Consider the following 21,812-nt stretch of genomic DNA (forward strand, 5'->3'; position numbering starts at 1 on the left):
CCGGTCGCCGAGCCCGAGGCCGAGCCGACCGCCGAGGTCACCCCGGAACCGGAGCCCGAGCCGGTCGCGGAAGCGGAAACCGAGCCGGAGGCGGCGGAGGCGGTAGCCGCGCCCGCGGCTGAGCCGGTCGCCGAGGAGGTCGCACCGGAGGCGGAGCCCGAGCCGGAGCCCGCCGCGGAGGCCACCCCCGAGCCCGCAGCCGAACCCGTCCCCGCGCTCGCGCTCGCCGCGGCCGCCGACGGCGAATCCGCCCCACAGGGGCCACCCGCACCCGACAACGGATCCGTCACGGGCGGTGCGGGTGGGGAAACTGTCGAGGCCGAAGGCGTAGCCGAGGCCGTGGGCAGCGACTCCGCCGCCACCGCACTCGCCAAGGCGACACTCACCGGTACCCGAGCCAAGACCTACCTCGTCCTCGACCGCTCCGCGAGCATGCGCGCGTACTACAAGGACGGTTCCGCCCAGGCCCTCGCCGACCAGACCCTCGCCCTCGCGACCCACCTGGACCCGGACCCCACCCCCACCGTCCACGTCGTCTTCTTCTCCACCGAAGTGGACGGCACCACGGACCTGACCCCCACCTCCCCCGAGAACGCCATCGACGAGGCCCACGCCGGCCTCGGCCGCATGGGCCGTACCAGCTACCACGCCGCCGTAGAAGCCGTACTCGCGCACTACGACGCGAACGCCACCCCCGGCACCCCGGCCCTGGTCGTCTTCCAGACGGACGGCGCCCCGGACGCGAAGACCCCGGCGACCCAGTCCCTCACGGACGCCGCGAAGTCGCACGCCTCCGTCTTCTTCTCGTTCGTCGCGTTCGGCGACCACGACAACAAGGCCTTCGACTACCTCCGCAAGCTGAAGACCGACAACACGGCCTTCTTCCACGCGGGCCCGACCCCCCTGGAGCTCACGGACGCGGAGCTCTACGACGGCGTACTGATCGACTGGCGCCCGTAGCCCCACCCGGTACACCGGACCCCGTGCCGCCCGCTTCCCACCCCGTAAAACGGGAGGCGGGCGGCACACCCATGTCGGCTACGATTTCAAGGTTCGCAACAACAGCAACACACCGACCTGGGAGCAGCCCCCCGATGGCTCGACACCTCATCACCAGCGCCCTTCCGTACATCAACGGGATCAAGCACCTGGGCAACATGGTGGGGTCCATGCTCCCGGCGGACGTCTACTCCCGTTACCTCCGCCAGCGCGGCCACGACGTGCTGTACATCTGCGCGACGGACGAACACGGCACCCCGGCCGAACTGGCCGCGAAGGAGCAGGGCCTCCCCGTGGCGGAGTTCTGCGCGCAGGCGCACGACGCGCAGAAGGCGGTCTACGACGGCTTCGCGCTGGCCTTCGACTACTTCGGCCGCAGCTCCTCCCCGCAGAACCGCGAGATCACCCAGCACTTCGCCCGCCGACTGAACGAGAACGGCTTCATCGAAGAGCGCGCGATCCGCCAGGTCTACTCGCCCACCGACGGCCGCTTCCTCCCGGACCGCTATGTCGAGGGCACCTGCCCCCACTGCGGCTACGACAAGGCCCGCGGCGACCAGTGCGAGAACTGCACCCGCGTCCTGGACCCGACGGACCTGATCAACCCGCGAAGCGCCATCTCCGGCTCGACCGACCTCGAGGTGCGCGAGACCAAGCACCTCTTCCTCCTCCAGTCGAAGCTCCAGCACGAGGTCGAGGAGTGGGTCGCCGCCCACGAGGAGGAGTGGCCGCAGCTCGCCTCCTCCATCGCCCGCAAGTGGCTCACCGAGGGCCTGCACGACCGTGCGATCACCCGCGACCTGGACTGGGGCGTCCCGGTCCCCGCCGACACCTGGCCGGAGCTGGCGGCCGAGGGCAAGGTCTTCTACGTCTGGTTCGACGCCCCGATCGAGTACATCGGCGCGACGAAGGAGTGGGCGGACGCGGCCCCGGCCGGGGAGACCCGCGACTGGAAGTCCTGGTGGTACGAGTCGGACGCGACCGTCCGCTACACCGAGTTCATGGCCAAGGACAACGTCCCGTTCCACACGGTGATGTTCCCGGCCACCGAGCTCGGCATCCGCGAGCCGTGGAAGAAGGTCGACTACGTCAAGGCCTTCAACTGGCTGACGTACTACGGCGGGAAGTTCTCCACGTCCCAGAAGCGGGGCGTCTTCACCGACCAGGCGCTGAGCATCCTCCCGGCCGACTACTGGCGCTACTTCCTGATCGCCAACGCCCCCGAGTCCGACGACTCCTCCTTCACCTGGGAGCACTTCACCGCCACGGTGAACAAGGACCTGGCGGACACCCTCGGCAACTTCGTCAACCGCGTCCTGTCCTTCTCGAAGAAGCGCTTCGGCGAGGAGGTTCCGGCAGGCGCCGACGCGGGCCCGGCGGAGGCGAAGCTCGGCGAGGAGATCGCGGGCCTGCTGGCCGAGTACGAGACCCAGATGGAGGCCCTCCAGTTCCGCAAGGCCGCGGCGGCGCTGCGCGCCCTGTGGTCGGCGGGCAACTCCTACCTGGAGGAGAAGGCCCCCTGGCTGGAGATCAAGACCGACCCGGAGGCCGCGGCCCTCACCCTGCGCACGGCGATGAACCTGATCCACCTCTACGCGGTGGTCTCGGAACCCTTCATCCCGTCCTCCTCGGCGGCCATGCGAGCGGCCTTCGACCTGAAGGACGACACCGCGACCTGGGTCTCGGCCGAAGAGGCCCGCGCCCTCTCCGCCGTCCCCGCAGGCACCCCCTTCACCGTCCCCCCGGTGCTCTTCGCGAAGCTCACGGAAGAGGACCTGGAGATGTACAAGGAGCGGTTCGGCGGAGACCAGGGGTGACCCGATGACGTACTACTACGTCACCACCCCCATCTACTACGTCAACGACGCCCCGCACCTCGGCCACGCCTACACCACGGTCGCCGCCGACGTCCTCGCCCGCTGGCACCGCCGGCGCGGTGAGGACGTCTGGTTCCTCACCGGCACGGACGAGCACGGCCAGAAGATCCTGCGCACGGCGGAGGCCAACGGCGTCTCCCCGCAGGAGTGGGCGGACCGTCTGGTCGAGGAGTCCTGGAAACCGCTCTGGGACCATCTCGCCATCTCGAACGACGACTTCATCCGCACCACGGAGCGCCGGCACACCGACCGCGTCCAGGAGTTCGTGCAGGACCTGCACGACAAGGGCGAGATCTACAAGGGCGGTTACGAAGGCCCGTACTGCGTGTACTGCGAGGAGTACAAGCTCCCGGGCGAGCTGATCGAGGCGGAGGACGGCACGCTGTTGTGCGCCATCCACCGCCGGCCGGTGGAACTCCTCAAGGAGGAGAACTACTTCTTCAAGCTGAGCGAGTACGGCGACCGGCTCCTCGCCCACTACGAGGCCCACCCGGACTTCATCCAGCCCGCCTCGGCCCGCAACGAGGTGGTGAACTTCGTCCGGCAGGGCCTCCAGGACCTGTCGATCTCCCGCTCGACCTTCGACTGGGGCGTCAAGGTCCCCTGGGACCCCTCGCACGTGATCTACGTCTGGGTGGACGCGCTCCTCAACTACGCGACGGCCGTGGGCTACAACGAGAACCCGGCGGAGTTCGGGGCCACCTTCCCGGCCGACGTCCATCTGGTCGGCAAGGACATCCTCCGCTTCCACGCCGTGATCTGGCCGGCGATGCTCATGGCCAATGACCTGCCTCTTCCCGGGCGGGTTTTCGGGCACGGCTGGCTGATGGTCGGCGGCGAGAAGATGTCCAAGTCGAACCTGACCGGCATCAGCCCGCAGTCCCTGACCGCGCACTTCGGTGTGGACGCCTACCGCTGGTACTTCCTGCGCGCGATCGCCTTCGGCCAGGACGGCTCCTTCTCCTGGGAGGACTTCACCGCCCGCTACACCAGCGAACTCGCCAACGGCTACGGCAACTTGGCGTCCCGGGTGACCGCGATGACGGCCCGGTACTTCGACGGGACGCTGCCCGCGCCGGGGGAGGAGACCGAGGCCGAGCGCTCACTCAAGTCGGCGCTGCTGACGGCGACTTCGGAGGCGGACCGCCGTATCGGCGACCAACTCGACTTCCAGGGCGGCATCCTGGCCGTCCTCGACTTCGTCAAGCAGGTCAACGGCTATCTGACCGACCAGGAACCCTGGAAGGTCGCCAAGTCCGACTCCCCCGGGGCCCGCGACCGCCTCGCGACGATCCTCTACACGGCGGCCGACTCCCTGCGCGCGATCGCGATCCTCCTCGAACCGGTCATGCCGGAGTCGTCGGAGCGGCTGTGGGACTCCCTGGGCGCGTCGACATCTCTGGGCCCACTGAGTGACCAGCGAGTCCGGGACGCGTCCGCATGGGGCGCGCTTCCGCCCGGCTCCCCGGTGAGGAAGGGCGCGGTTCTCTTCCCGCGCCTTGAGGACCGTACGGACACCTAACCGAGCACACTGAACGTGTCCTCCGCCCGGTCCCGCCGCGCCACCAACTCCCAGGCGCCGTCGGCGATTTCGTCCGGGTCGAGGGTGCGGTCGCCGACGTTCCCGAACTGCTCGGGGTTCGACGTGACCAGCTGGTGGATGTCACCGCGCTCGATGAGTCCGCCGATGACCAGGTTCCCGGCGTAGACCCCGGTGTCGGCGAGTGCCGCGTTGAGGGTCAGGGCGTAGTTGCGCAGGGCGGCGGCCGAGACGGCGAGCGCGCCGAGCGTGGGCATCGGCACCACGGCACTGAGCCCGCCCGCGAACACGAGCGCACCGGTGCCCCGTTCGACCATGCCGGGCAGCACCTTGCCCACCACGTCGACGGCCGGATACATCCAGCTCATCGCCTCCTGGACGCCGGCGGAGTCGGTCTCGGTGATCGACCTGGGGCGGCTCTCGTCGAGGTCGAGGGCGCCCGGACCGTAGTAGACGAGGTCGATACGGCCGTAGCGCTCGACGACGGTGTCGAGGACGGAGCCGAGCTGTTTGGCGTCGCGCACGTCGGCGACGTAGGACCGCGCTTCGACCCCCGCCGTCGTCAGCTGCGCGACATAGCCGGCGTGCCGGGTGTCGCTGCGGGAGACGAGCACCACGGTGTACCCCTCGCGACCGAAGCGGTGGGCGACGGACATGCCGAGGCCGGGGCCGACCCCGAGGACGACGGCGACTTTGGGCTGTTGCGATGCGGATTCGGGCATGGCGGAGCCTTCCGGGGCGGGTTCACGGACACGGCCAACCTGGCTAACTTGAGGTATTCCTCAACTTGCGTTTCCGACCGTAGCACGAAACCTGAGGCCCCTCTCAAGTTCCGTATGATGGCGTCATGCACCAGCCCGATCCCGCCCCCACCCCCAAACCCCTGCGGGCCGACGCCGCGCGCAACCGCGACAAGCTCCTCGTGGCCGCCACCGAGGTGTTCGGCGAGCGCGGTCTGGACGCGTCGCTGGAGGAGATCGCCCGGCGGGCCGGGGTCAGCATCGGCACGCTGTACAACCACTTCCCGACCCGGGAGGCGTTCTGGGACGCGATCTTCCCGGAGCGGCTGGCCGCGCTGGAGCGGGTCATGGAGTCGGCGCTGGCGGCCCCGGACCCCTGGGACGGGTTCGTCGGGTACCTCGAGGGGCTGTTCGCGCTGCAGGCCGAGGACCACGGCCTCAACGACGCGCTGGCGCAGCGGTTCCGGGCGGCGGGGGAGGTCGAGCAGGCCTGTCACCGCGGCTTCCGGCGCGCGGAGCGGATCATCCAACGGGCCCGGGACAGCGGGCAGTTGCGCCCCGATTTCGAGCCGGAGGACCTGGTCACGCTGATCTGGGCGATGTCCCAGGTGATCCGTGAGTCGATGGCGACCGCGCCCGACACCTGGCGCCGCTGCCTGGCGTTCTTCCTCGACGGCCTCAGGGCTGGTGCGGCGCATCCCGTCGCGGTGCCACCATTGACCCCGGGTCAACTCAGCGAGGTCATGCGGGCTCGGTGACGGACCCCGACGTAGACGTGTTCGCGCCAACCCGTAAGGTGCCGCCATGGCAGTCCCCGAGGTCATCCCGATCGCCTACGACCCGAATCAGCGCAGCGGGGCCGTCGGCCGCTACGCGGACGGTCAGTTCCTGGCGTCGGTCACCTACGCGTTCCCCCAGGGTTTCCGTCCCGGCGACGGCTGGGAAGAGCAGAAACGTCTCTACACGGTGCTCCACACCTTCGACGCCGCGGGCCGTTACCGCGATTCGGAGATCTGGTGCGCCGGCACCTGGGCCGAGCAGCAGCGCGCCCCGCACGGCGACGACTCTGTCCTCTCCCAGGCCCGCATCCACCTGGCGAAACTGCTCCGCGCCCTCCCCCGCCGCAGCTACACCGACATCGCGGTCCGCCCCTTCCAACGCACCGTCGACGGCGTCCTGTTCGGCCTCCTGATCGAGGAGGACGAGGACGGCAGCTGGGCCGAGCTGTACCCGGACCGGCACGCCTTCGGGCCGCCGTGGGACGGGACGTACGACAGCTGAGTCCCCATCCCCAACTCCCTTGCAGCCAGGGGCTTTACACTGCACGCCTGGTGTCGGCGCGCAGGGGGTGCGCCTGGGGTGGGAGGGGACTCGCATGAGCAACTCGAAGGCGTACGGCGGAAGATGGAGAGCCGCGGCAGTCGTCGCCGCGGCCCTGGTCGGCGGGACACTGCTGCCCGCCGCGCCCGCGCTCGCCGTGCACGGAGCGGTCCCCGGCGACTTCAACGGCGACGGATACCGCGACGCCGTCCTGTCCGCGCCGGGCGCGAACGTGGCGGGCGAGGAGGCGGCGGGCGCGGTCGTCGTCCTGTACGGGTCCTCGTCGGGCCTCTCGGCGACCCACCGCAAGACGATCACCCAGAACACCGCCGGGGTACCGGGCACGGCGGAGGCGTACGACAGGTTCGGCTCCGTCACCGCGACGGCCGACCTCAACCGGGACGGCTACGCGGACCTCGTGGTCTCCACCCCGTACGAGGACACCGCCCGCGGCACGGACGCCGGTCTGGTCACCGTGTTGTGGGGCGGCAAGAACGGGCTGACGACGGCCACCGACCTGCCGGCGCCGTCGGACATCCGGGTGCGGTACGGCATCGATCTGGCCGCGCTGAGCATCGGTGCGGGCAGCAGGACACAGGTCGCGGTCGCCGGATCGGAGGGCACCCTGGTCTTCAAGGGACCGTTCAGCCGCACCGGCACCTACGGTTCGACCGCGCCCGATCAGAACACCGCCTCCCCGGCGAGCGTCGCGCTCGGCGACTTCGACGGCAACGCGGTGCTCGACCTGGCCCTCACCACCGTGGGTCTCAGCGACCTGAGCGGCGGCGAGGTCTACGTCGACCCGGCCACCACCGTCATGCAGCCGAAGCAGGGCAACGGACTCATCGACGCAGCGGGCGACATCAACGGCGACGGGTACGCCGACCTCGTGGTCGGTGACCCCTGGGAGCCCGAAGTCGCGGGCGTGGACGGGGCGTTGGGCGGCCGGGTGCTGGTCTACTACGGCACGGCGAACGGCATCGCGGCCGGCGCCAAGCCGATCCAGCTGACCCAGGACACCGCCGGAGTGCCCGGTGCGAGCGAGAAGGAGGACGAGTTCGGCGGCGCCCTGGCCGTGGCCGACCTCAACCGGGACGGGCTCGCCGACATCGTCGTCGGCGCCCCGTCCGAAGGCGTCGCCGGCAAGAGCCGGGCCGGAGCGGTGACCGTGATCCCCGGCCGCCGCACGGGCGCGCTCGGCACCGGCTCCTATTCCTTCACCCAGGACACCGCGGGCGTCCCCGGCGCCTCCGAGACCGACGACTTCTTCGGTACGACGGTCTCGGTCGGGGACGTCGACAAGGACGGCAAGCCGGAACTGTTCGTGAGCGCGGCGTACGAGAACAACGACACCGGTGCCGTCTGGGTCTTCCCCGGCGGCGCCTCGGGCGCCGTGGCCAAGGGCAGCCGTCTCTTCACGGCGCCCTCGGTCGGCCTCACCCAGCAGAGCGGCACGACCCTGGGAGGGAACGGGCTGCTCTGGCTGATCTGAGGCAACGGCCTTTCTCCATCGGCTACTTGAGGACGCCGGCCCCGGTCGTGGTGGCGAGCTCCGTCGGCAGGTTCTTCGCGGAGGTCTCCAGGCCGGCCGTGAGGGTCGGGGTCCAGTTCACGGTGGTCTTCAGCTTCTTGGAGTTGGCGGCGTTGTAGGCGGCGACGAGGTCGGTGGCGGTGCCGTTGACGAGGTTGCCGCCACCGGCGATGGACCCGGTGCCGTCACCGCTGAACAGCTTGCCGACCTTCTGACTGGCGGACGTCTTCCAGTAGTTGTCCTCGGCGACGACCTGCGCCTTGGCCCGCGAGTTGACGCTGTACTGGAGGACGTACCCGTTGAGGGTCGTGGTGTCGAAGTAGTTGTTGTAGATGTGGATCTGCCCGATCCGGGCCAGCGGCGCGCGCTGCACGATGCCCTTCCACACGTTGTGGTGGATGGAGACGCGCAGCTTGCCGACGCTGTCGGTGTCGCTGCTGCCGATCAGCATCGTCTTGTCGTGGTTGGTGAACTGGTTGCGCTCGACGGTCACCAGGTCCGAGCCCTTGGTGATGTCCAGGTCGCCGTCGTGGATCTGGTACTGGCGCCCGTAGTACGTCGGGTCGGAGGTGTCGAGCCCCGGCGCGTCGGTGAACGTGTTGTGGTCCGCCCACACATGCGTGGCACCGCGCAGCGTCACGGCGTCGTACTGCGAGTTCCAGTTCCCGCTGTCACCGTCCGTCGGGTCCCACTGCGGGAAGCAGTCCTGGGTGGCGGCGAAGGTCAGGTTCCGCACGATGACGTTGTCCACGCCCTGAATCTGCAACATCCCGCCGGTGATCCCGGCGTTGGTGCCGGGCACGCCCACGACGCTCGTGTTGGCGGGCACCCGGAAGATGACGCTCTTCGCCTGCTTGGCCTGGGCGGCGGCCCGCGCCTTCTCCTGCGTACCGGAGGGGAGCTTCGAGCGGCCGTAGGTGGAGGGGTCGAAGGCCTTGAGGTACGCGGCCAGCGAATACCCGGTCCCGGCCGCGTAGTCGGCGCAGCTCAGCTTCTTCCCCGAGTCGTCGGTGTTCGCGTCGATCGTGCCCTTGATCTTCACGATCCGGGGCGTGGTGTCACTGGCGGACCCGAGCGCCTTCACGAGCTGCGCGCGGGTGCTCACGGTGAAGGTGTGAGCGGCGTCGGCCTTCGCGCCGCCGGTCGTCCCGGTCCCGGACGAGGCCCACCCGTCCTTGGCTGCGAGGGTCTGGTGATACAGGTCGACGCCGGTACTGGCGGCGTTCGCGTTCAGCACGAGGAACCCGGCACCGATGCCTGCGGCGGCCGCGGCAGCGGTGACGACGACGGTACGGCGCTTGCGGAGGGAGCGACGGTGAGCGGGAGAGGGCGTGGCCACGGGGGAGTCCTTTGGTGCGGCGAGGGGTTACGACTCCTCAGTGGCCGTGGAGATCAGGAAGGTTGCCGCGGTTGTGAAGAATTTCGGGACGGGGGGTGCCCGTACCGGGGTCACCTGAAAAAAGTGTGTCGCTTTACGGGAGAGTGTCATGCTTTCTGAAGGGGGTGGTGCCCGTGCAGACGACGGAGGAAGGCGGCGAGCCCGTCGGCAGTGACAGGGAGCACGCAGGCGGGGTCGTCGCTCTCGCGGAGCAGCAACTCACCTTCGGAGGCGGCCACTTCCACGCAGTTGGCTCCGTCGTTCCCGTTGGAGAAGCTGGATTTCTGCCACTGGATCATGTGTCGCAGCTCCTTGGCCAAGCGGTGTATGCAGGCCCGGGACCGGGACGGGTCCAGGGAGACTGCTTCCACCTTACGAAAGAGCGTTCGCATGGCCGGCAACTGCGCAGGCGCATCCACGAATGCAGTGTCATGGGCGGTATCCCTCCGACCCGTGTCCAGCGCCGGCACGCGACCACCCATGTACAGCAACTCCGCGCTCGCGCCTGCGAAGCCGTCCACATCAAAGGGGATCACCCGCACGGTGACTCCCGGCCTGTCCGACAGTTCAAGCACGACGTCGAGCTGTGCCCGCGCAACCCTCCTGTCGGCCACCCTCGTACGCAGCACGGGTTCGTGGAGTACCGCCAGGTAGGGAACGGCCCCGAGGACTTCCCTTTCAAACTGGTCTGCGTGGGGGTCGCCCTCCCGCGCGACGACCACGGCTTCGGCCACCATCCCGTGGCCACGTTCGACGCCGTACGACGAGCCCTGCGCGCGCTCGGAGCCGACGCCCCGCCCCGCAGACGCCGCTGGTGGCAGCGGCGCCGCTGACCGGCCCGATCTTCTACGCCGCCGAGTCCGCCAGTACCGGCCCGCTCCCCAGAGCGGCACGTGCCGTGGCGATGTGGGCGAGGCCCTCCTGGGCGAGGTGGGTCGCCTGGGCGTATTCGTCGGCCGTGTGGGCCGCGGACAGTTGGGCGCCGGCCGCGCGGTGGCATTCCGCGGCGGCCGTCAGCGCGCGCGTCGCCGTTTCGCCCGCGCCCGCCCAGAGCCTCGCCTCGGGGACGGACAGGCTCGCGCCGAGCCGCAGTACCCAGCCGCTGGCCTCGACCTCCGCGTCCAGGTCGGACAGGGCCCGCGGCCGGTGCGAGCGGCGCTGCGCGACGACGGCGAACGCCGCTCCGGCTGTCAACAGCAGTGCGAGTACGACGTATCCCATCGCTTCCTCCCGGCCTTCATGGTCCACGGGCCGGGCGGTTCCGGCCTCGTACGTCCATGACACGCCCTGCCTCTGTGCAGGCGCATCGATATTCCTGTGCGTCCGCTGCGAGGTTTCCATGGCGGCGGGGCCGGTGGGACGTACGAGGCCGGTGTGGTCGTCAGCCTGTCGTGGCCGACGGAGACGCGGACGCCGAAGCCGACGGGGCCGGGCCCCCTCCGCCGCCCTCCCCGTCGTTCGTCTCGTCCGGGTCCACCGCCAGCGTCAGACGCGCGTGCACGCCCCGGGCGATGTGCCGTCGGTCGTACCTGAGGTAGAGCAGGCCGCCCTCGTGGCCGTTCTGCGGGTAGATGCCGTCCTCGGTGAGCGTCGTGCGGGTCGCCGTGTTGGAGACGTAGGGCTCCAGGACCGCCGTCGCCAGGACCGACTTCTCGTCGAAGAAGAGCTGGCCCGTGTGGCAGGTGTGGCCGCCCTCGTAGCCCGCGTCCGTCCACTCGCCGTCGACGTGGACCTTGACGTGGATGTGGACGCACCGGCCCTGGTACCAGCCGGGGAACACCGTCTTGAAGGTGACCTGGCCGTGCCGGTCGGTGTGCCAGGTGCCGCGCAGGAAGCGGTCGTCGTCGGTCGGTTCCTGGTGGCCTCCACCGCCACCGGGCGGCGGGCCACCCGTCGGGGTGCCGGTCGGAGTGTCGGTCGGAGTGCCCGACGGCGGTGCGCCCGTGGGGGCCGGGCCGCCGCCCCCGCCTGCCTCGTAGCCGGAGTAGACGCCCGTCGCGTTGCAGTGCCAGATGTCCACGGCCGCGTCGCGCAGCGGTCTGCACGTGTCGGCGTCGATCACCTTCAGGGCGAGGGTGAGCGGGATGCCCTCCTGGTCCTCCGTCACATCACGGCGGATCTTGTCGGCGTCGATGTAGTACGGGCCCTCGACCAGCTCCGAGGTGAGCGTGTAGCAGGCGTCCTGGGGCACGTCTTCCGGCGCCGCCGAGGCGTTCGCCGCGAGGGTGCCGCCGACGCCGACCGCCGTCACCGCCACGCCACCCGCCACCAGGACCGTACGACGCGCCAACCGTCCACTGTCTTCGGGTACTTGGGAATCCGTCATGGCCCGGAAGGTAGGGGTGAGGAACCTGACATGAACATGAGAATGCGCTGTGAATCCTGTGCGCAGGCGAAAGGGCTCGAAACCGATCCCGGTTCCGAGCCCTGACTTCCGCCGAACGCCTGCTACTTCGGCTGCGGCTTCCGCACCGAAAGGTGCAGCTCCCGCAGTCGCGTCTCGTCCAGCTCCGTCGGCGCGCCCATCATTAGGTCCTGGGCGTTGCCGTTGAGCGGGAAGGAGATCGTCTCGCGGATGTTCGGCTCCTCCGCGAGCAGCATGACGATGCGGTCGACGCCGGGGGCGATCCCGCCGTGCGGCGGGGCGCCGAAGCGGAACGCGCGCAGCATGCCCGCGAACTGCTCCTCGACGGTCTCGCGGTCGTAGCCCGCGATCTCGAAGGCCTTGAGCATGATGTCGGGCTCGTGGTTCCGGATCGCGCCGGAGGAGAGCTCGACGCCGTTGCAGACGATGTCGTACTGCCAGCCCAGGATGTCCAGCGGGTCCTGGGTCTCCAGGGCCTCCAGACCGCCCTGCGGCATCGAGAACGGGTTGTGCGAGAAGTCGATCTTCCCGGTCTCCTCGTCCTTCTCGTACATCGGGAAGTCGACGATCCAGCAGAAGCGGAAGACACCCTCCTCGAAGTGGCCGGCCCGCTTGGCCGCCTCGACGCGGACCGCGCCCATGATCTTCGAGACCTCGTCGAACTCGCCCGCGCCGAAGAACACCGCGTGGCCGGCGGCCAGCGACAGGCGCTTGGTCAGCTCGGCGACGTTCTCCTCCGTCAGGAACTTCGCGATCGGGCCCGTCAGCGAGCCGTCCTCGGTCACGCGGACCCAGGCCAGGCCCTTCGCGCCGAGCGTCACCGCGAAGTCGCCGAGCTGGTCGAAGAACTTACGGGGCTGCGCCGAGACGTCCGGCACGGCCAGCGCGCGGACGTGCTTGCCCGCGAACGCCTTGAACTCCGAACCCTCGAACACGTCCGTGATGTCGGTGAGTTCGAGCTTCGCGCGCAGGTCCGGCTTGTCGGAGCCGTACTTCAGCATCGACTCGCGGAACGGGATGCGCGGGAAGGGCGAGGTGACCTCCTGGCCGCCGCCGAACTCCGTGAACAGCTCCGTCATCAGCTTCTCGATCGGCTGGAAGACGTCTTCCTGCTCGACGAAGCTCATCTCGACGTCGAGCTGGTAGAACTCGCCCGGCGAGCGGTCCGCTCGGGCGTCCTCGTCGCGGAAGCAGGGCGCGATCTGGAAGTAGCGGTCGAAGCCGGAGATCATCAGCAGCTGCTTGAACTGCTGCGGCGCCTGCGGGAGGGCGTAGAACTTGCCCGGGTTCAGGCGGGAGGGGACCACGAAGTCGCGCGCGCCCTCGGGGGAGGTCGCCGACAGGATCGGGGTGGCCATCTCGTTGAAGCCGAGGGCGACCATCTTCGAGCGGATCGAGGCGATCACCGAGGACCGCAGCATGATGTTGCGGTGCATGCGCTCGCGGCGCAGGTCCAGGAAGCGGTACTCCAGGCGCCGCTCCTCGTTGACCCCGTCCTCGGTGTTGATCGTGAAGGGGAGCGGGGCGGCGGCACCGAGCAGCTCGACCTCGCCGACCTCGACCTCGATCTCACCGGTCGGCAGATCCGGGTTCACGTTGTCCGTGCCCCGGGAGACGACCTTGCCGTCGACGCGGACGGTCGACTCCTTGGTGACCTTGTCGAGGGCCTCGTACGCGGGCGTGCCGGGGCGGGCGACGAGCTGCGTGATGCCGTAGTGATCGCGCAGATCGATGAAGAGGATGCCGCCCAGGTCGCGCCGATTGTGCAGCCAGCCACTCAGCCGGACGTCGGTACCGACGTCAGAGGAGCGGAGCTCGCCGCAGGTGTGGGACCTGTACCGATGCATCGTCGTTCATCCAGCCTTCGCGGATCGGGGAGTGTTTCACGTGAAACGTCCAGGGCCGGAGCCCGGACGTCCCAAGGGTACCGGCCACCCATAGATCGCCTCCCCACCATTAACCCGGGACCCCATCGGTGGCACTTATCGATCTCCTCTTCTTAGAGTGGGGCAATGCGCACTGGTGAGCCCCTGCCCGCCGTGGGGGAGGTACTCGCCGCCCTCGCGACCGGTCTGTGGCATTGGGACACCGCCACGGAGCTGGTCACGGTGGACGCCGAGGCCGCACGGCTGCTCGGGCTGCCCGCCGAGCCGACCACCCTCACGGAGGCCCAGACCCGGGCCCGACTCCACCCCGTCGACTGGAACGAGATCGCCGGGGTCGTCGGCCTGGCCGTCGCCGAGGGCACCCTCGCCGAGGTCCGGATCCGGATCATGGACGTCCGGGGCCGGGTGATCCGTACCGTCCGCAGCCGTTCCAAGCCGTCCTACGACCCCGAGACCCGGTCCTTCGAGCTCATCGGCACCCTCCAGGAGGTCACCGAGCCCACGCCGGGCACACCCGCCGGGCGGACGGCCGTCACCGGTGACTGGCGGCGCTCCCGCGAGGCGTTCCTGCTGGACGCGGGCCGGGCGCTCGCGGAGGCGCGGTCCACGGCAGAGGTGCTGCGGGTCGCGGCGGGCCTGTCGATGCCGGGCTTCTCGCCGGACGGCCTCGCCGTGTTCGGGGTGTCGGGCGACCGGCTCACGATCATCGGGCACCACGGGCACCAGCCCGGCGACGAGGACCCGTTCTCGCACATGTCCCTGGTGACGGACTATCCGGCCGCCGAGGTCGTACGGACCGGCCGTGCCGTCTATCTGTCCACACCCGAGCAGTACAAGTCCCGCTACCCGGTCACCTGGCCCCTCGCGCAGCACTTCCACCGGCAGTCCTGGGCGTTCCTGCCGCTGACCGTCGCCGGGCGCACGATGGGCGCCTGGATGGCCGCCTTCACCTACCCGGTCGCCTTCACCCCGGACGAGCGGTCCGTCCTCACCACGGTCGCCCGGATGCTCGCCCAGGCCCTGTCCCGGGCCGGTGTCGCCGAGTCCGAGCGGGAGCTGACCGACGGACTCCAGCGCTCGATGCTGCCCACGCTGGGCCCGGAGATCCCGGGCATGAGCGTCGCCGCCCGCTACATACCGACCGGCGGCGGCCTCCAGGTCGGCGGCGACTGGTACGACATGATCCCGCTGCCTGGGGGTCCCCCCTCTGGGGGAGGCAGGATCGCGCTCGTCATCGGCGACGTACAGGGGCACGACGTGCGCGCCGCCGGGCTGATGGGCCAGCTCCGCATCGCCCTGCGCGCCTACGCCTCCGAGGGGCACCGCCCGGACGCCGTGCTCTCGCGCGCCTCCCGCTTCCTGCACGGCATCACCAACGGCGACCCCAAGACGGCCGACCCGCGCTTCGCGACCTGCCTGTACGTCGAGGCCGACCCGGAGACCGGCGTCCTGGAGATCGCCCGGGCCGGCCATCCCGACCCCGCGATACGCATGGCGGACGGGACGGTGCTGATGCGGCCCACGGCCGGCGGACTGCCGCTCGGCATCGACCCGGACGCCGACTATCCGACGACCACGCTCGCCCTGGAACCCGGCGAGACCATGCTGATCTGCACCGACGGGCTGATCGAGACTGGCGGCCACGACCTGGAGACGGGCTGGAAGCGCATCCGGACCATCCTGGAGGAGCACAAGGGCGACCTGGAGGAACTGGCCGACGCGCTCGTCCAGGCCGTGCACGGCCCCTCCTCGCACCACACCACCGGCCCCCTCGCCGACCGCCGCGAGGACGACATCGCCGTACTCCTGCTGTCCCGGGAGGGCGAGAGCTGCGGCTGTGGCGACACCGTGACCGAGGCGCCGAAGATCCGCCGTACGGTCCTCACGGTCGCGCAGGCCGAGCCCGAGCGGATCGCGGTGGCCCGGCAGCAGCTGCGCGAACTCCTCCACGACTGGACCGGCGACGACCAGGTCGACTCCGCCGTGCTGCTCGTCTCCGAGATGCTCACCAACGTCCTCGTGCACACCGACGCCGACGCCCTGCTGACCGCCGAAGTGGCCGGCGAGCCCGGTGAGCGGCGGATGCGGGTCGAGGTCACGGACGCCGGCGACGACCTCCCGCACAAAAGGCACCCCGGTGAACTGGCGTCCTCCGGGCGCGGGTTGCTGCTGATCGAGCTGCTCGCCGAGACCTGGGGCGTGGACCCGAGGGGCGAGGGCAAGAGCATCTGGTTCGAGCTCTACGAGTCCGACGGCGACGGTTCCGCGACGGGGTCCGCCGTGCCGTAGCGGGCCCGCAGTTCGTGGACGACGCCGAAGACGGCGGCGGTCAGCGGGACCGCGAGCAGCATGCCGAGGATGCCGGCCACGGAGGCTCCGGCGGTGATCGCGATCATCACGACCGCCGGGTGCATCTGCACGGTCCGGCTCTGGATCATCGGCTGGAGGACGTGTCCCTCCAGGACCTGCACGGCGACGACGATCCCGAGTACCCACAGCGCGATGACGGCGCCCCGGTCGGCGAGCGCGACCAGCACGGCGACCGCGCCGGAGAGGAACGCGCCGAGGTAGGGGACGTAGGCGCCGAGGAAGACCAGCGCGGCCAGGCCCACCGCCCCGGGCACGTCCAGCACGAGCAGGCCGATGCCGATGCAGGTGGCGTCGATGAGGGCGATCACGGTGGTCCCGCGCATGAAGCCCTCGACGCCCTCGAAGGCCCGGCGGGCCATGGCCTCGACGAGGTCGGCGGTGCCGTGCGGGGCGAGCGAGCGCAGCAGTCCGGTGGCGAGGTGGGAGTCGCGCAGGAAGAAGAAGACGAGCAGCAGCGCCAGTACGGCCATGGCGATCGCCTCGCCGACGACGCTGACCCCGCTGATCACGTTGGAGGCGGCCGTCCCGCCGAACTTGGTGAGCAGTTCCTTGGCGTTGGAGGCGAGGTCGTCCAGTGAGGTCCCGGCGGCCCCGAAGTGGTCGGAGACGGAGTTCGCCGCGTCCTTGAGCGAGGACACGATCTGGTCCCCGGTGTCGATCAGCGCGGCCACCACGATGTAGACGGCCCCGCCGACCGCGGCGACGACGGCGACACAGGTGACGGCGGCGGCCACGGACCGGTTGACCCCGGCCTTCACCAGCCGCCGGTACAGCGGTCCGAGCAGTGCGGTGCCGAGCAGCGCGAGCAGCACGGGCGTGACGGCGGTCCGCAGCTCGGAGCAGAGCCGGATCCCGACATAGCCGACCCCCGAGACGAGCAGGACGACGGCGCACCAAGCGGCGAGGCGCCGTACGGGGTCCGGGAGCAGCTGCACGGTCCCAGCCGAACACGCTGAAGGCGGGCCGTCCCGTGGGAACGGCCCGCCCGGGTGACGGACTCAGCAGGTGGGGCCCACCGCGTCGATCCTCGTGCCGAAGTTGGTGTCGTAGGCCTGGGCGTAGTCGCCGGAGAGGACCGGTCGCTTCTCCTGGGGGCTCCAGTCGATGAAGCACGCGTTGGCGTTGGCCTTGAAGGAGTAGACGTGGTCGTGCAGGTTGGACGGCATGTCGCGGTACCCGGAGGCGGGGCTCCACCGCCAGGGGGTGCCCGAGTAGTTCCTGTCGTGCCAGAAGCAGATCTCCCCCGCCCCGCAGTTCTCGTCGGCGCGGTGCAGCGCGGCGCTCGCCGCCTGTCCGGTGGAGGTGGAGGGGGTACGGGCCTGGGTGGGGCTCGCCGCGCCGGTCAGGGCGAGACAGGTGGCTGCCAGGGCGACGGCCAGGCTCATGCGGATACGCACGGGTGACTTCCTTGCATTCGACGTCCACTTTCAGCCCGTCTCTTTCCATGAGCTGGTCCTTCATGCCCCGGCCGGGTCCGGCTCACCCGGACGGAGGACCCGGACCGGCCGCCGACCCGCATGCCAAAAGCCCCGTCCGGACAGGGACGGGGCTTCGGGAAGTTCCGCTCTACGAAGGCTCTACGAAAGCCCTGCGAAGGCTTACAGACCGCCCTCGCCCATGCCGTGCACGGCGGGGATGGTGCCCAGCCGGCCCTTCTGGAAGTCCTCGAATGCCTGCTGGAGTTCCTCGCGGGTGTTCATGACGAACGGGCCGTAGTGCGCCATAGGCTCCCGGATCGGCTGGCCGCCGAGGATGACGACCTCCAGGTCCGGGGTGTGCGAGTCCTGCTGCTCGTCCGCGCGGACGGTCAGTGAGGAGCCGGCGCCGAAGACGGCGGTCTGGCCCAGGTGGATCGGGCGGCGGTCCGCGCCGACCGAGCCCTTGCCCGCCATGACGTAGACGAGGCCGTTGAAGTCCTCGCGCCAGGGCAGGGTCAGCTCCGCGCCCGGGGCCACGGTGGCGTGCACCATCGTGATCGGGGTGTGCGTGATGCCGGGGCCCTGGTGGCCGTCCAGCTCACCGGCGATGACGCGCAGGAGCGCGCCGCCGTCGGGGGTGGTGAGGAGCTGCACCTGTCCACCGCGGATGTCCTGGTAGCGCGGGGCCATCATCTTGTCCTTGGCCGGGAGGTTCACCCACAGCTGGAGACCGTGGAACAGCCCGCCGGACACGACCAGCGACTCCGGCGGCGCCTCGATGTGCAGCAGGCCCGCGCCCGCCGTCATCCACTGGGTGTCGCCGTTGGTGATGGTGCCGCCGCCACCGTTGGAGTCCTGGTGGTCGAAGACGCCGTCGATGATGTAGGTGACGGTCTCGAAGCCGCGGTGCGGGTGCCAGGGGGTGCCCTTGGGCTCGCCCGGCGCGTACTCCACCTCGCCCATCTGGTCCATCATGATGAACGGGTCGAGGTGACGGTAGTTGATCCCGGCGAACGCGCGGCGCACCGGGAAGCCCTCACCCTCGAAACCGCCGGGTGCGGTCGTGACGGTGAGCACGGGACGTGCCACGGCGTCGGCCGGCGCGGCCACGCGGGGCAGGGTCAGCGGGTTCTCTACGGTCACTGCAGGCATGTCGGGACCTCCTTGTGCGTCGAGTTTAGTTGAGCGTTGAACTTTCTGCTACCCCACAACAGAAGAAGCCCGGAGGACATTCCCTCCGGGCTTCCGCCCGACCCGCCCGTACAGCGGGCACATCAGGGGCTCACAGCACGGCGCCCCGAGCCTCCCACAGCTGCGGGAAGAACCGTTCCCCGGTGCGCTCCCGCAGATATGCGACTCCCGAACTGCCCGCCGTACCCCGGCCCTTGCCGATCTGCCGCTCCACGACCCGGACATGCCGGGCCCGCCACAGCGCCCAGCCCTCGTCGTGGCCGAGCAGCGCGTCCGCGAGTTCCCCGAGCGGCCCCTCGCCACGGAAGGCCGCGGCCCGGCCCGCCTGCGGAAGACCCGCGAGGAACCCGTCCCACAGCGTCGGCTCCAGCAGCCGCCGGTCCAGCCGGGCCCGCTCGGCCGCCGTCAGCCACCGCATCGGGCGGGTGCGGTGGTCCCGCCGCGCCGAGAGCGCCTCTATCTCGTGGAACTGCGCGGACTGCCCGCCGCTCGCCGTGCCGAGCGCACCGCGGAACGCCTCGAAGTCGCCCGGCGCCATGGTGTCCAGCAGCGTCAGCGCGTCGAGCAGCGCCCGCTCGATCTCCCGGCAGCGGCGCAGCCGTCGTACCGCTACGGCGTTCTCGCCCGCGAGCATCCGGTCGCGGGCGTCGGTGAGCTCGACGAGGAGCTGCTTGAACCAGAGTTCGTGCACCTGGTGCACGGTGATGAACAGATGCTCGTCGTGCGCGGCGGCGGCCTGGGGGAGCTGCTGGTCGAGGAGCTGCGGGAGGCGTAGGTAGGTGCCGTAGGTGAGGGTCGTGGTGGTGGTCGGGTTCACGGGGTCTCCTCGGGGCCGTCTTCGCCGAAACCGAAGCCGTGGCCGTCGCCGTCGCCGTGGCCGTCGCCGTGGCCGTCGCCGAGGCCGTGGGCCGCGAAGTGCTCGCGGGCGCCCGGGAGTTCGAAGACGCCGACGGCCGCGCAGAGCCGTAGCGTCGAGCGGGCGGTCTCGTTCAGGCGGCGGGGGTCCGGGCCGGGCGCGCAGCAGTCCTCGGCGACGCGGCGGGCGGTGGCGGGGTCGAGGCCGGCCTGCCGCAGGGAGGCGCGGACGGGGGCGAGGTCCCAGGTCAGGGCGGCCCGGATCAGTTCGGGCAGGGCACGGGCGGCGGCGGTGCGGTCGGCGGTGGACAGGTGGGTCCACAGCTCCCGGAAGAGGGCGGAGAAGAAACGGTGGTGGCGGCCCTCGTCCCGGGCGTGGTCGCGCAGCAGGTCGCGGACCACGCCGACCACGGACGGGTCGCCCGGCACCTCGTTCAGCACGGCCGTGATCAGTGTCTCGAACACCACCGCCTGGAGGAGTCCGGCGAGCGCGGGCGCGCCGGGCAGCGCGCGGTGCGCGGACGCCCGCAGCCGCTCGACGAAGCCGCCGTAGTCCTGGTCCGGTATCGCGATGCCGGTGACGGCGGCGATCTGGTCGGCCAGGTCGAGGCTGTAGAGGGCGTGGTAGCCCTCGTCGCAGTAGACCTTGAAGGCGTCCGGGCGCAGTGCGGCGGGGAGGTCGAGTCCGGTACGGGCGTTGGCCACGGCCTCGGCGGCCGGGTTGACGACCCGGGTCTCCAGGTGGGTCGTCGACAGCAGGAACTGGTAGAGGTGCCGCACGGTCAGTTCGCGCAAGCGCTCGGGCGGCAGTGCCCGTACGGCCTCGTGGCGGGCGTACGGCACCAGGGCCGCCGGGAAGAAGACGCGGCCGCGCTCGGTCTCCTCGTGGAACATGCGGCGCACACCGGTGCGGACGCCGGCCTGCTCATACCAGCGGTCGAGCGGGCCGGGTGTGGTGTCGTGGGTCTTCATGGGGTGCCCCCTTCCGGTTCCGGGTGAGCAGGCGGCCGAGGCGGGTCAGGGCCTCCTCCACGAGGGCCGCGTCGAGCGAGTGGCAGACGCGGAACCAGCCGGGGCGTGGGGCGTGGAAGGCCTCGCCGGGCAGGACGCTGACGTGGGTGCGGTCGAGGATCTCCCGCCACAGCGCGCGTTCGCCGGCGAAGCCGGGGCCGGGCAGCCAGGCGCCCAGGTCGGCCCAGATCGAACAGCCCGCCTGCGCGGGGGCGTACGGGATGCCGAAGGCGTCGAGCAGCGCCGCGGCGCGGTCGTACGAGGCGCCGAGGCGGCGGCGGTTCTCGGTGAGGAACGCGTGCACCCGGGCGGGGTCGGCGAGGAGCGAGGTGAGGTGGGCCTGGGTGTGGGTGGAGACGGGGGCGAAGTAGGCGAGGGCGCGGGCGGCGGCACGGATCTCCGGGTCGGTGGTGTGCAGGACGCCCGCCTTGAAGCCGGGCAGCCCGAAGTCCTTCGCGAACCCCCACACGGTGTGCACGCGGGCGGGGTCGGCTGCGACCGTGCGCAGGCTGGTGAAGGGGCGAGGCCCGAACACGGATCCCGCGTAGATCTCGTCCGCTACGACGTCCACGCCATGGTGGGCCGCGACCTCGGCCAACTCCCTTAATCGCGCGGGTGGATGGACCTCTCCGGTCGGGTTGGCCGGGGACGCCAGCGCCACCGCCCGTACGTCCACGCCGTCGCGGCGGGCCTCGGCGAGCGTCCGGTCGACGGCGCGTACGGAGAGGCCGTGGCCGTCCACGTCGTCCGGCGGGGCGAGGAGCAGCCGGGCGCCCGAGCGGCCCCCGAGGTCCGTGTCGAAGGCGCCGTAGCAGGGCGTGGGCACGACGATCGCCTCACCCGGGTCGCACAGCGCCGTGGCGACGACGTCGAGGGCCGCGGTCGCCCCGGCCACCACCACCAGGTCCTCGGGGTCGACCGGCCGCTCCCCCGGGACGGTGAGGTGCCGCGCGAGATGCGCGCGCAGCTCCGGGGTGCCGTACAGGGGTGCGTAACGGGTGTCGCGGGCGGTGAGCGGGCGGGGCGGCTCGGTGTGCAGATCCTGGACGAGCCGATTCTCCGCGGTACCGAGATTCAGCCAGCCGTCGGGCCGCAGCCGTGGGTGGTACGGCAACGCCTCCGCCCGGAAGTGCGCCTCCGCGATGGCGGGCGAACCGGCGACCAGTCGGGCGGCCTGGCGGGAGACCGGGGTCACGGGCCGACTCCGATCGTGGGCGGGGCGGCGACGCGATGCGCGGGCCGGCGGGAAGCCGGGGCCGACGCGCGAGGAACGGCGACTGGGCCCGTGCCCGCGCAGAAGGCCGGGACCGACCGGGCGGCTCCGCCCGCCG

Annotated in this window: 20 protein-coding genes and 1 pseudogene; 8 read left to right on the forward strand and 13 right to left on the reverse strand. The window is 70.9% G+C overall.

What is annotated here, in order from left to right:
- The 3 genes from SSP08S_RS40985 to metG (SSP08S_RS40995) all read left to right on the forward strand — a co-directional run.
- On the forward strand, nt 1-960 hold a 960-nt coding region (locus SSP08S_RS40985), incomplete at its 5' end, for a VWA domain-containing protein (protein ID WP_019073459.1).
- Between the two features lie 134 nt (nt 961-1,094).
- On the forward strand, nt 1,095-2,816 hold the full coding sequence (gene metG / locus SSP08S_RS40990) for a methionine--tRNA ligase (RefSeq protein ID WP_019073460.1): 1,722 nt from the start codon (nt 1,095-1,097) through the stop codon (nt 2,814-2,816).
- Nucleotides 2,817-2,820: 4 nt separating this feature from the next.
- Nucleotides 2,821-4,398, forward strand: a complete 1,578-nt coding sequence (gene metG, locus SSP08S_RS40995) for a methionine--tRNA ligase (RefSeq protein WP_019073461.1) — start codon at nt 2,821-2,823, stop codon at nt 4,396-4,398.
- Here the strand turns inward: metG (SSP08S_RS40995) and SSP08S_RS41000 are convergent.
- Nucleotides 4,395-5,138: an SDR family NAD(P)-dependent oxidoreductase gene (locus SSP08S_RS41000; RefSeq protein ID WP_019073462.1), complete on the reverse strand. Its 744-nt coding sequence runs from the start codon at nt 5,136-5,138 to the stop codon at nt 4,395-4,397. The two genes, metG (SSP08S_RS40995) and SSP08S_RS41000, sit on opposite strands and share 4 nt — an antisense overlap.
- Before the next feature lie 125 nt (nt 5,139-5,263).
- Between SSP08S_RS41000 and SSP08S_RS41005 the strand changes: the two genes are divergently transcribed.
- From SSP08S_RS41005 to SSP08S_RS41015, 3 genes are all read left to right on the forward strand, one after another.
- On the forward strand, nt 5,264-5,914 hold the full coding sequence (locus SSP08S_RS41005) for a TetR/AcrR family transcriptional regulator (protein WP_019073463.1): 651 nt from the start codon (nt 5,264-5,266) through the stop codon (nt 5,912-5,914).
- Nucleotides 5,915-5,960: 46 nt separating this feature from the next.
- Nucleotides 5,961-6,437, forward strand: a complete 477-nt coding sequence (locus tag SSP08S_RS41010; RefSeq protein ID WP_019073464.1) for a hypothetical protein — start codon at nt 5,961-5,963, stop codon at nt 6,435-6,437.
- A gap of 94 nt (nt 6,438-6,531) precedes the next feature.
- Nucleotides 6,532-7,968: an FG-GAP-like repeat-containing protein gene (locus SSP08S_RS41015; RefSeq protein ID WP_019073465.1), complete on the forward strand. Its 1,437-nt coding sequence runs from the start codon at nt 6,532-6,534 to the stop codon at nt 7,966-7,968.
- A 22-nt stretch (nt 7,969-7,990) separates the two neighbouring features.
- On the opposite strand, the gene SSP08S_RS41020 is transcribed toward SSP08S_RS41015, so the two are convergent.
- The 3 genes and pseudogenes from SSP08S_RS41020 to SSP08S_RS63830 all read right to left on the reverse strand — a co-directional run.
- Nucleotides 7,991-9,346, reverse strand: a complete 1,356-nt coding sequence (locus SSP08S_RS41020) for a pectate lyase family protein (RefSeq protein WP_019073466.1) — start codon at nt 9,344-9,346, stop codon at nt 7,991-7,993.
- Between the two features lie 146 nt (nt 9,347-9,492).
- Nucleotides 9,493-9,684 (reverse strand): DUF397 domain-containing protein, encoded by a 192-nt coding sequence (locus tag SSP08S_RS63825; RefSeq protein ID WP_169400774.1) that lies wholly within the window; start codon nt 9,682-9,684, stop codon nt 9,493-9,495.
- Nucleotides 9,685-9,690: 6 nt separating this feature from the next.
- A pseudogene (locus SSP08S_RS63830) lies at nt 9,691-10,047 on the reverse strand (Scr1 family TA system antitoxin-like transcriptional regulator); the annotation flags it as partial.
- A 30-nt stretch (nt 10,048-10,077) separates the two neighbouring features.
- Between SSP08S_RS63830 and SSP08S_RS62415 the strand changes: the two are divergent.
- Nucleotides 10,078-10,218: a hypothetical protein gene (locus tag SSP08S_RS62415; protein ID WP_162473543.1), complete on the forward strand. Its 141-nt coding sequence runs from the start codon at nt 10,078-10,080 to the stop codon at nt 10,216-10,218.
- Nucleotides 10,219-10,231: 13 nt separating this feature from the next.
- Here SSP08S_RS62415 and SSP08S_RS41035 read toward each other — a convergent pair whose 3' ends face one another.
- The 3 genes from SSP08S_RS41035 to aspS all read right to left on the reverse strand — a co-directional run bounded on the left by SSP08S_RS41035 (nt 10,232) and on the right by aspS (nt 13,597).
- Nucleotides 10,232-10,606: a hypothetical protein gene (locus SSP08S_RS41035; protein WP_019073469.1), complete on the reverse strand. Its 375-nt coding sequence runs from the start codon at nt 10,604-10,606 to the stop codon at nt 10,232-10,234.
- Between the two features lie 160 nt (nt 10,607-10,766).
- Nucleotides 10,767-11,711, reverse strand: coding sequence for an intradiol ring-cleavage dioxygenase (locus SSP08S_RS41040; RefSeq protein ID WP_051106079.1), 945 nt, complete (start codon nt 11,709-11,711; stop codon nt 10,767-10,769).
- A 122-nt stretch (nt 11,712-11,833) separates the two neighbouring features.
- The gene (gene aspS, locus SSP08S_RS41045) at nt 11,834-13,597 is read right to left on the reverse strand and encodes an aspartate--tRNA ligase (RefSeq protein ID WP_019073471.1); all 1,764 of its coding nucleotides are present in this window, start codon (nt 13,595-13,597) and stop codon (nt 11,834-11,836) included.
- Between the two features lie 165 nt (nt 13,598-13,762).
- Between aspS and SSP08S_RS41050 the strand changes: the two genes are divergently transcribed.
- A complete protein-coding gene (locus SSP08S_RS41050; protein WP_026179272.1) occupies nt 13,763-15,925 on the forward strand; it encodes an ATP-binding SpoIIE family protein phosphatase in 2,163 nt (720 codons plus the stop codon).
- Here SSP08S_RS41050 and SSP08S_RS41055 read toward each other — a convergent pair.
- The 6 genes from SSP08S_RS41055 to SSP08S_RS41080 form a co-directional block, all read right to left on the reverse strand.
- Nucleotides 15,877-16,941 (reverse strand): AI-2E family transporter, encoded by a 1,065-nt coding sequence (locus SSP08S_RS41055; RefSeq protein ID WP_019073473.1) that lies wholly within the window; start codon nt 16,939-16,941, stop codon nt 15,877-15,879. The genes SSP08S_RS41050 and SSP08S_RS41055 overlap by 49 nt on opposite strands.
- Before the next feature lie 63 nt (nt 16,942-17,004).
- The gene (locus tag SSP08S_RS41060) at nt 17,005-17,403 is read right to left on the reverse strand and encodes a peptidase inhibitor family I36 protein (protein WP_019073474.1); all 399 of its coding nucleotides are present in this window, start codon (nt 17,401-17,403) and stop codon (nt 17,005-17,007) included.
- A 201-nt stretch (nt 17,404-17,604) separates the two neighbouring features.
- Nucleotides 17,605-18,576 carry a pirin family protein gene (locus tag SSP08S_RS41065; RefSeq protein WP_043260154.1) on the reverse strand — a complete coding sequence of 324 codons (972 nt, stop codon included), beginning with the start codon at nt 18,574-18,576 and terminating at the stop codon, nt 17,605-17,607.
- Between the two features lie 130 nt (nt 18,577-18,706).
- The gene (locus SSP08S_RS41070; protein ID WP_019073476.1) at nt 18,707-19,432 is read right to left on the reverse strand and encodes a tryptophan 2,3-dioxygenase family protein; all 726 of its coding nucleotides are present in this window, start codon (nt 19,430-19,432) and stop codon (nt 18,707-18,709) included.
- Nucleotides 19,429-20,442 carry a diiron oxygenase gene (locus SSP08S_RS41075; RefSeq protein ID WP_019073477.1) on the reverse strand — a complete coding sequence of 338 codons (1,014 nt, stop codon included), beginning with the start codon at nt 20,440-20,442 and terminating at the stop codon, nt 19,429-19,431. The genes SSP08S_RS41070 and SSP08S_RS41075 overlap by 4 nt, the downstream gene beginning before the upstream one ends.
- Nucleotides 20,396-21,676, reverse strand: a complete 1,281-nt coding sequence (locus tag SSP08S_RS41080) for an aminotransferase class I/II-fold pyridoxal phosphate-dependent enzyme (protein ID WP_019073478.1) — start codon at nt 21,674-21,676, stop codon at nt 20,396-20,398. The genes SSP08S_RS41075 and SSP08S_RS41080 overlap by 47 nt, the downstream gene beginning before the upstream one ends.
- Between the last annotated feature and the right edge of the window lie 136 nt (nt 21,677-21,812).

It is taken from the genome of Streptomyces hokutonensis, assembly GCF_000376565.1.
GTDB classification, from domain to species: Bacteria; Actinomycetota; Actinomycetes; order Streptomycetales; family Streptomycetaceae; genus Streptomyces; species Streptomyces hokutonensis.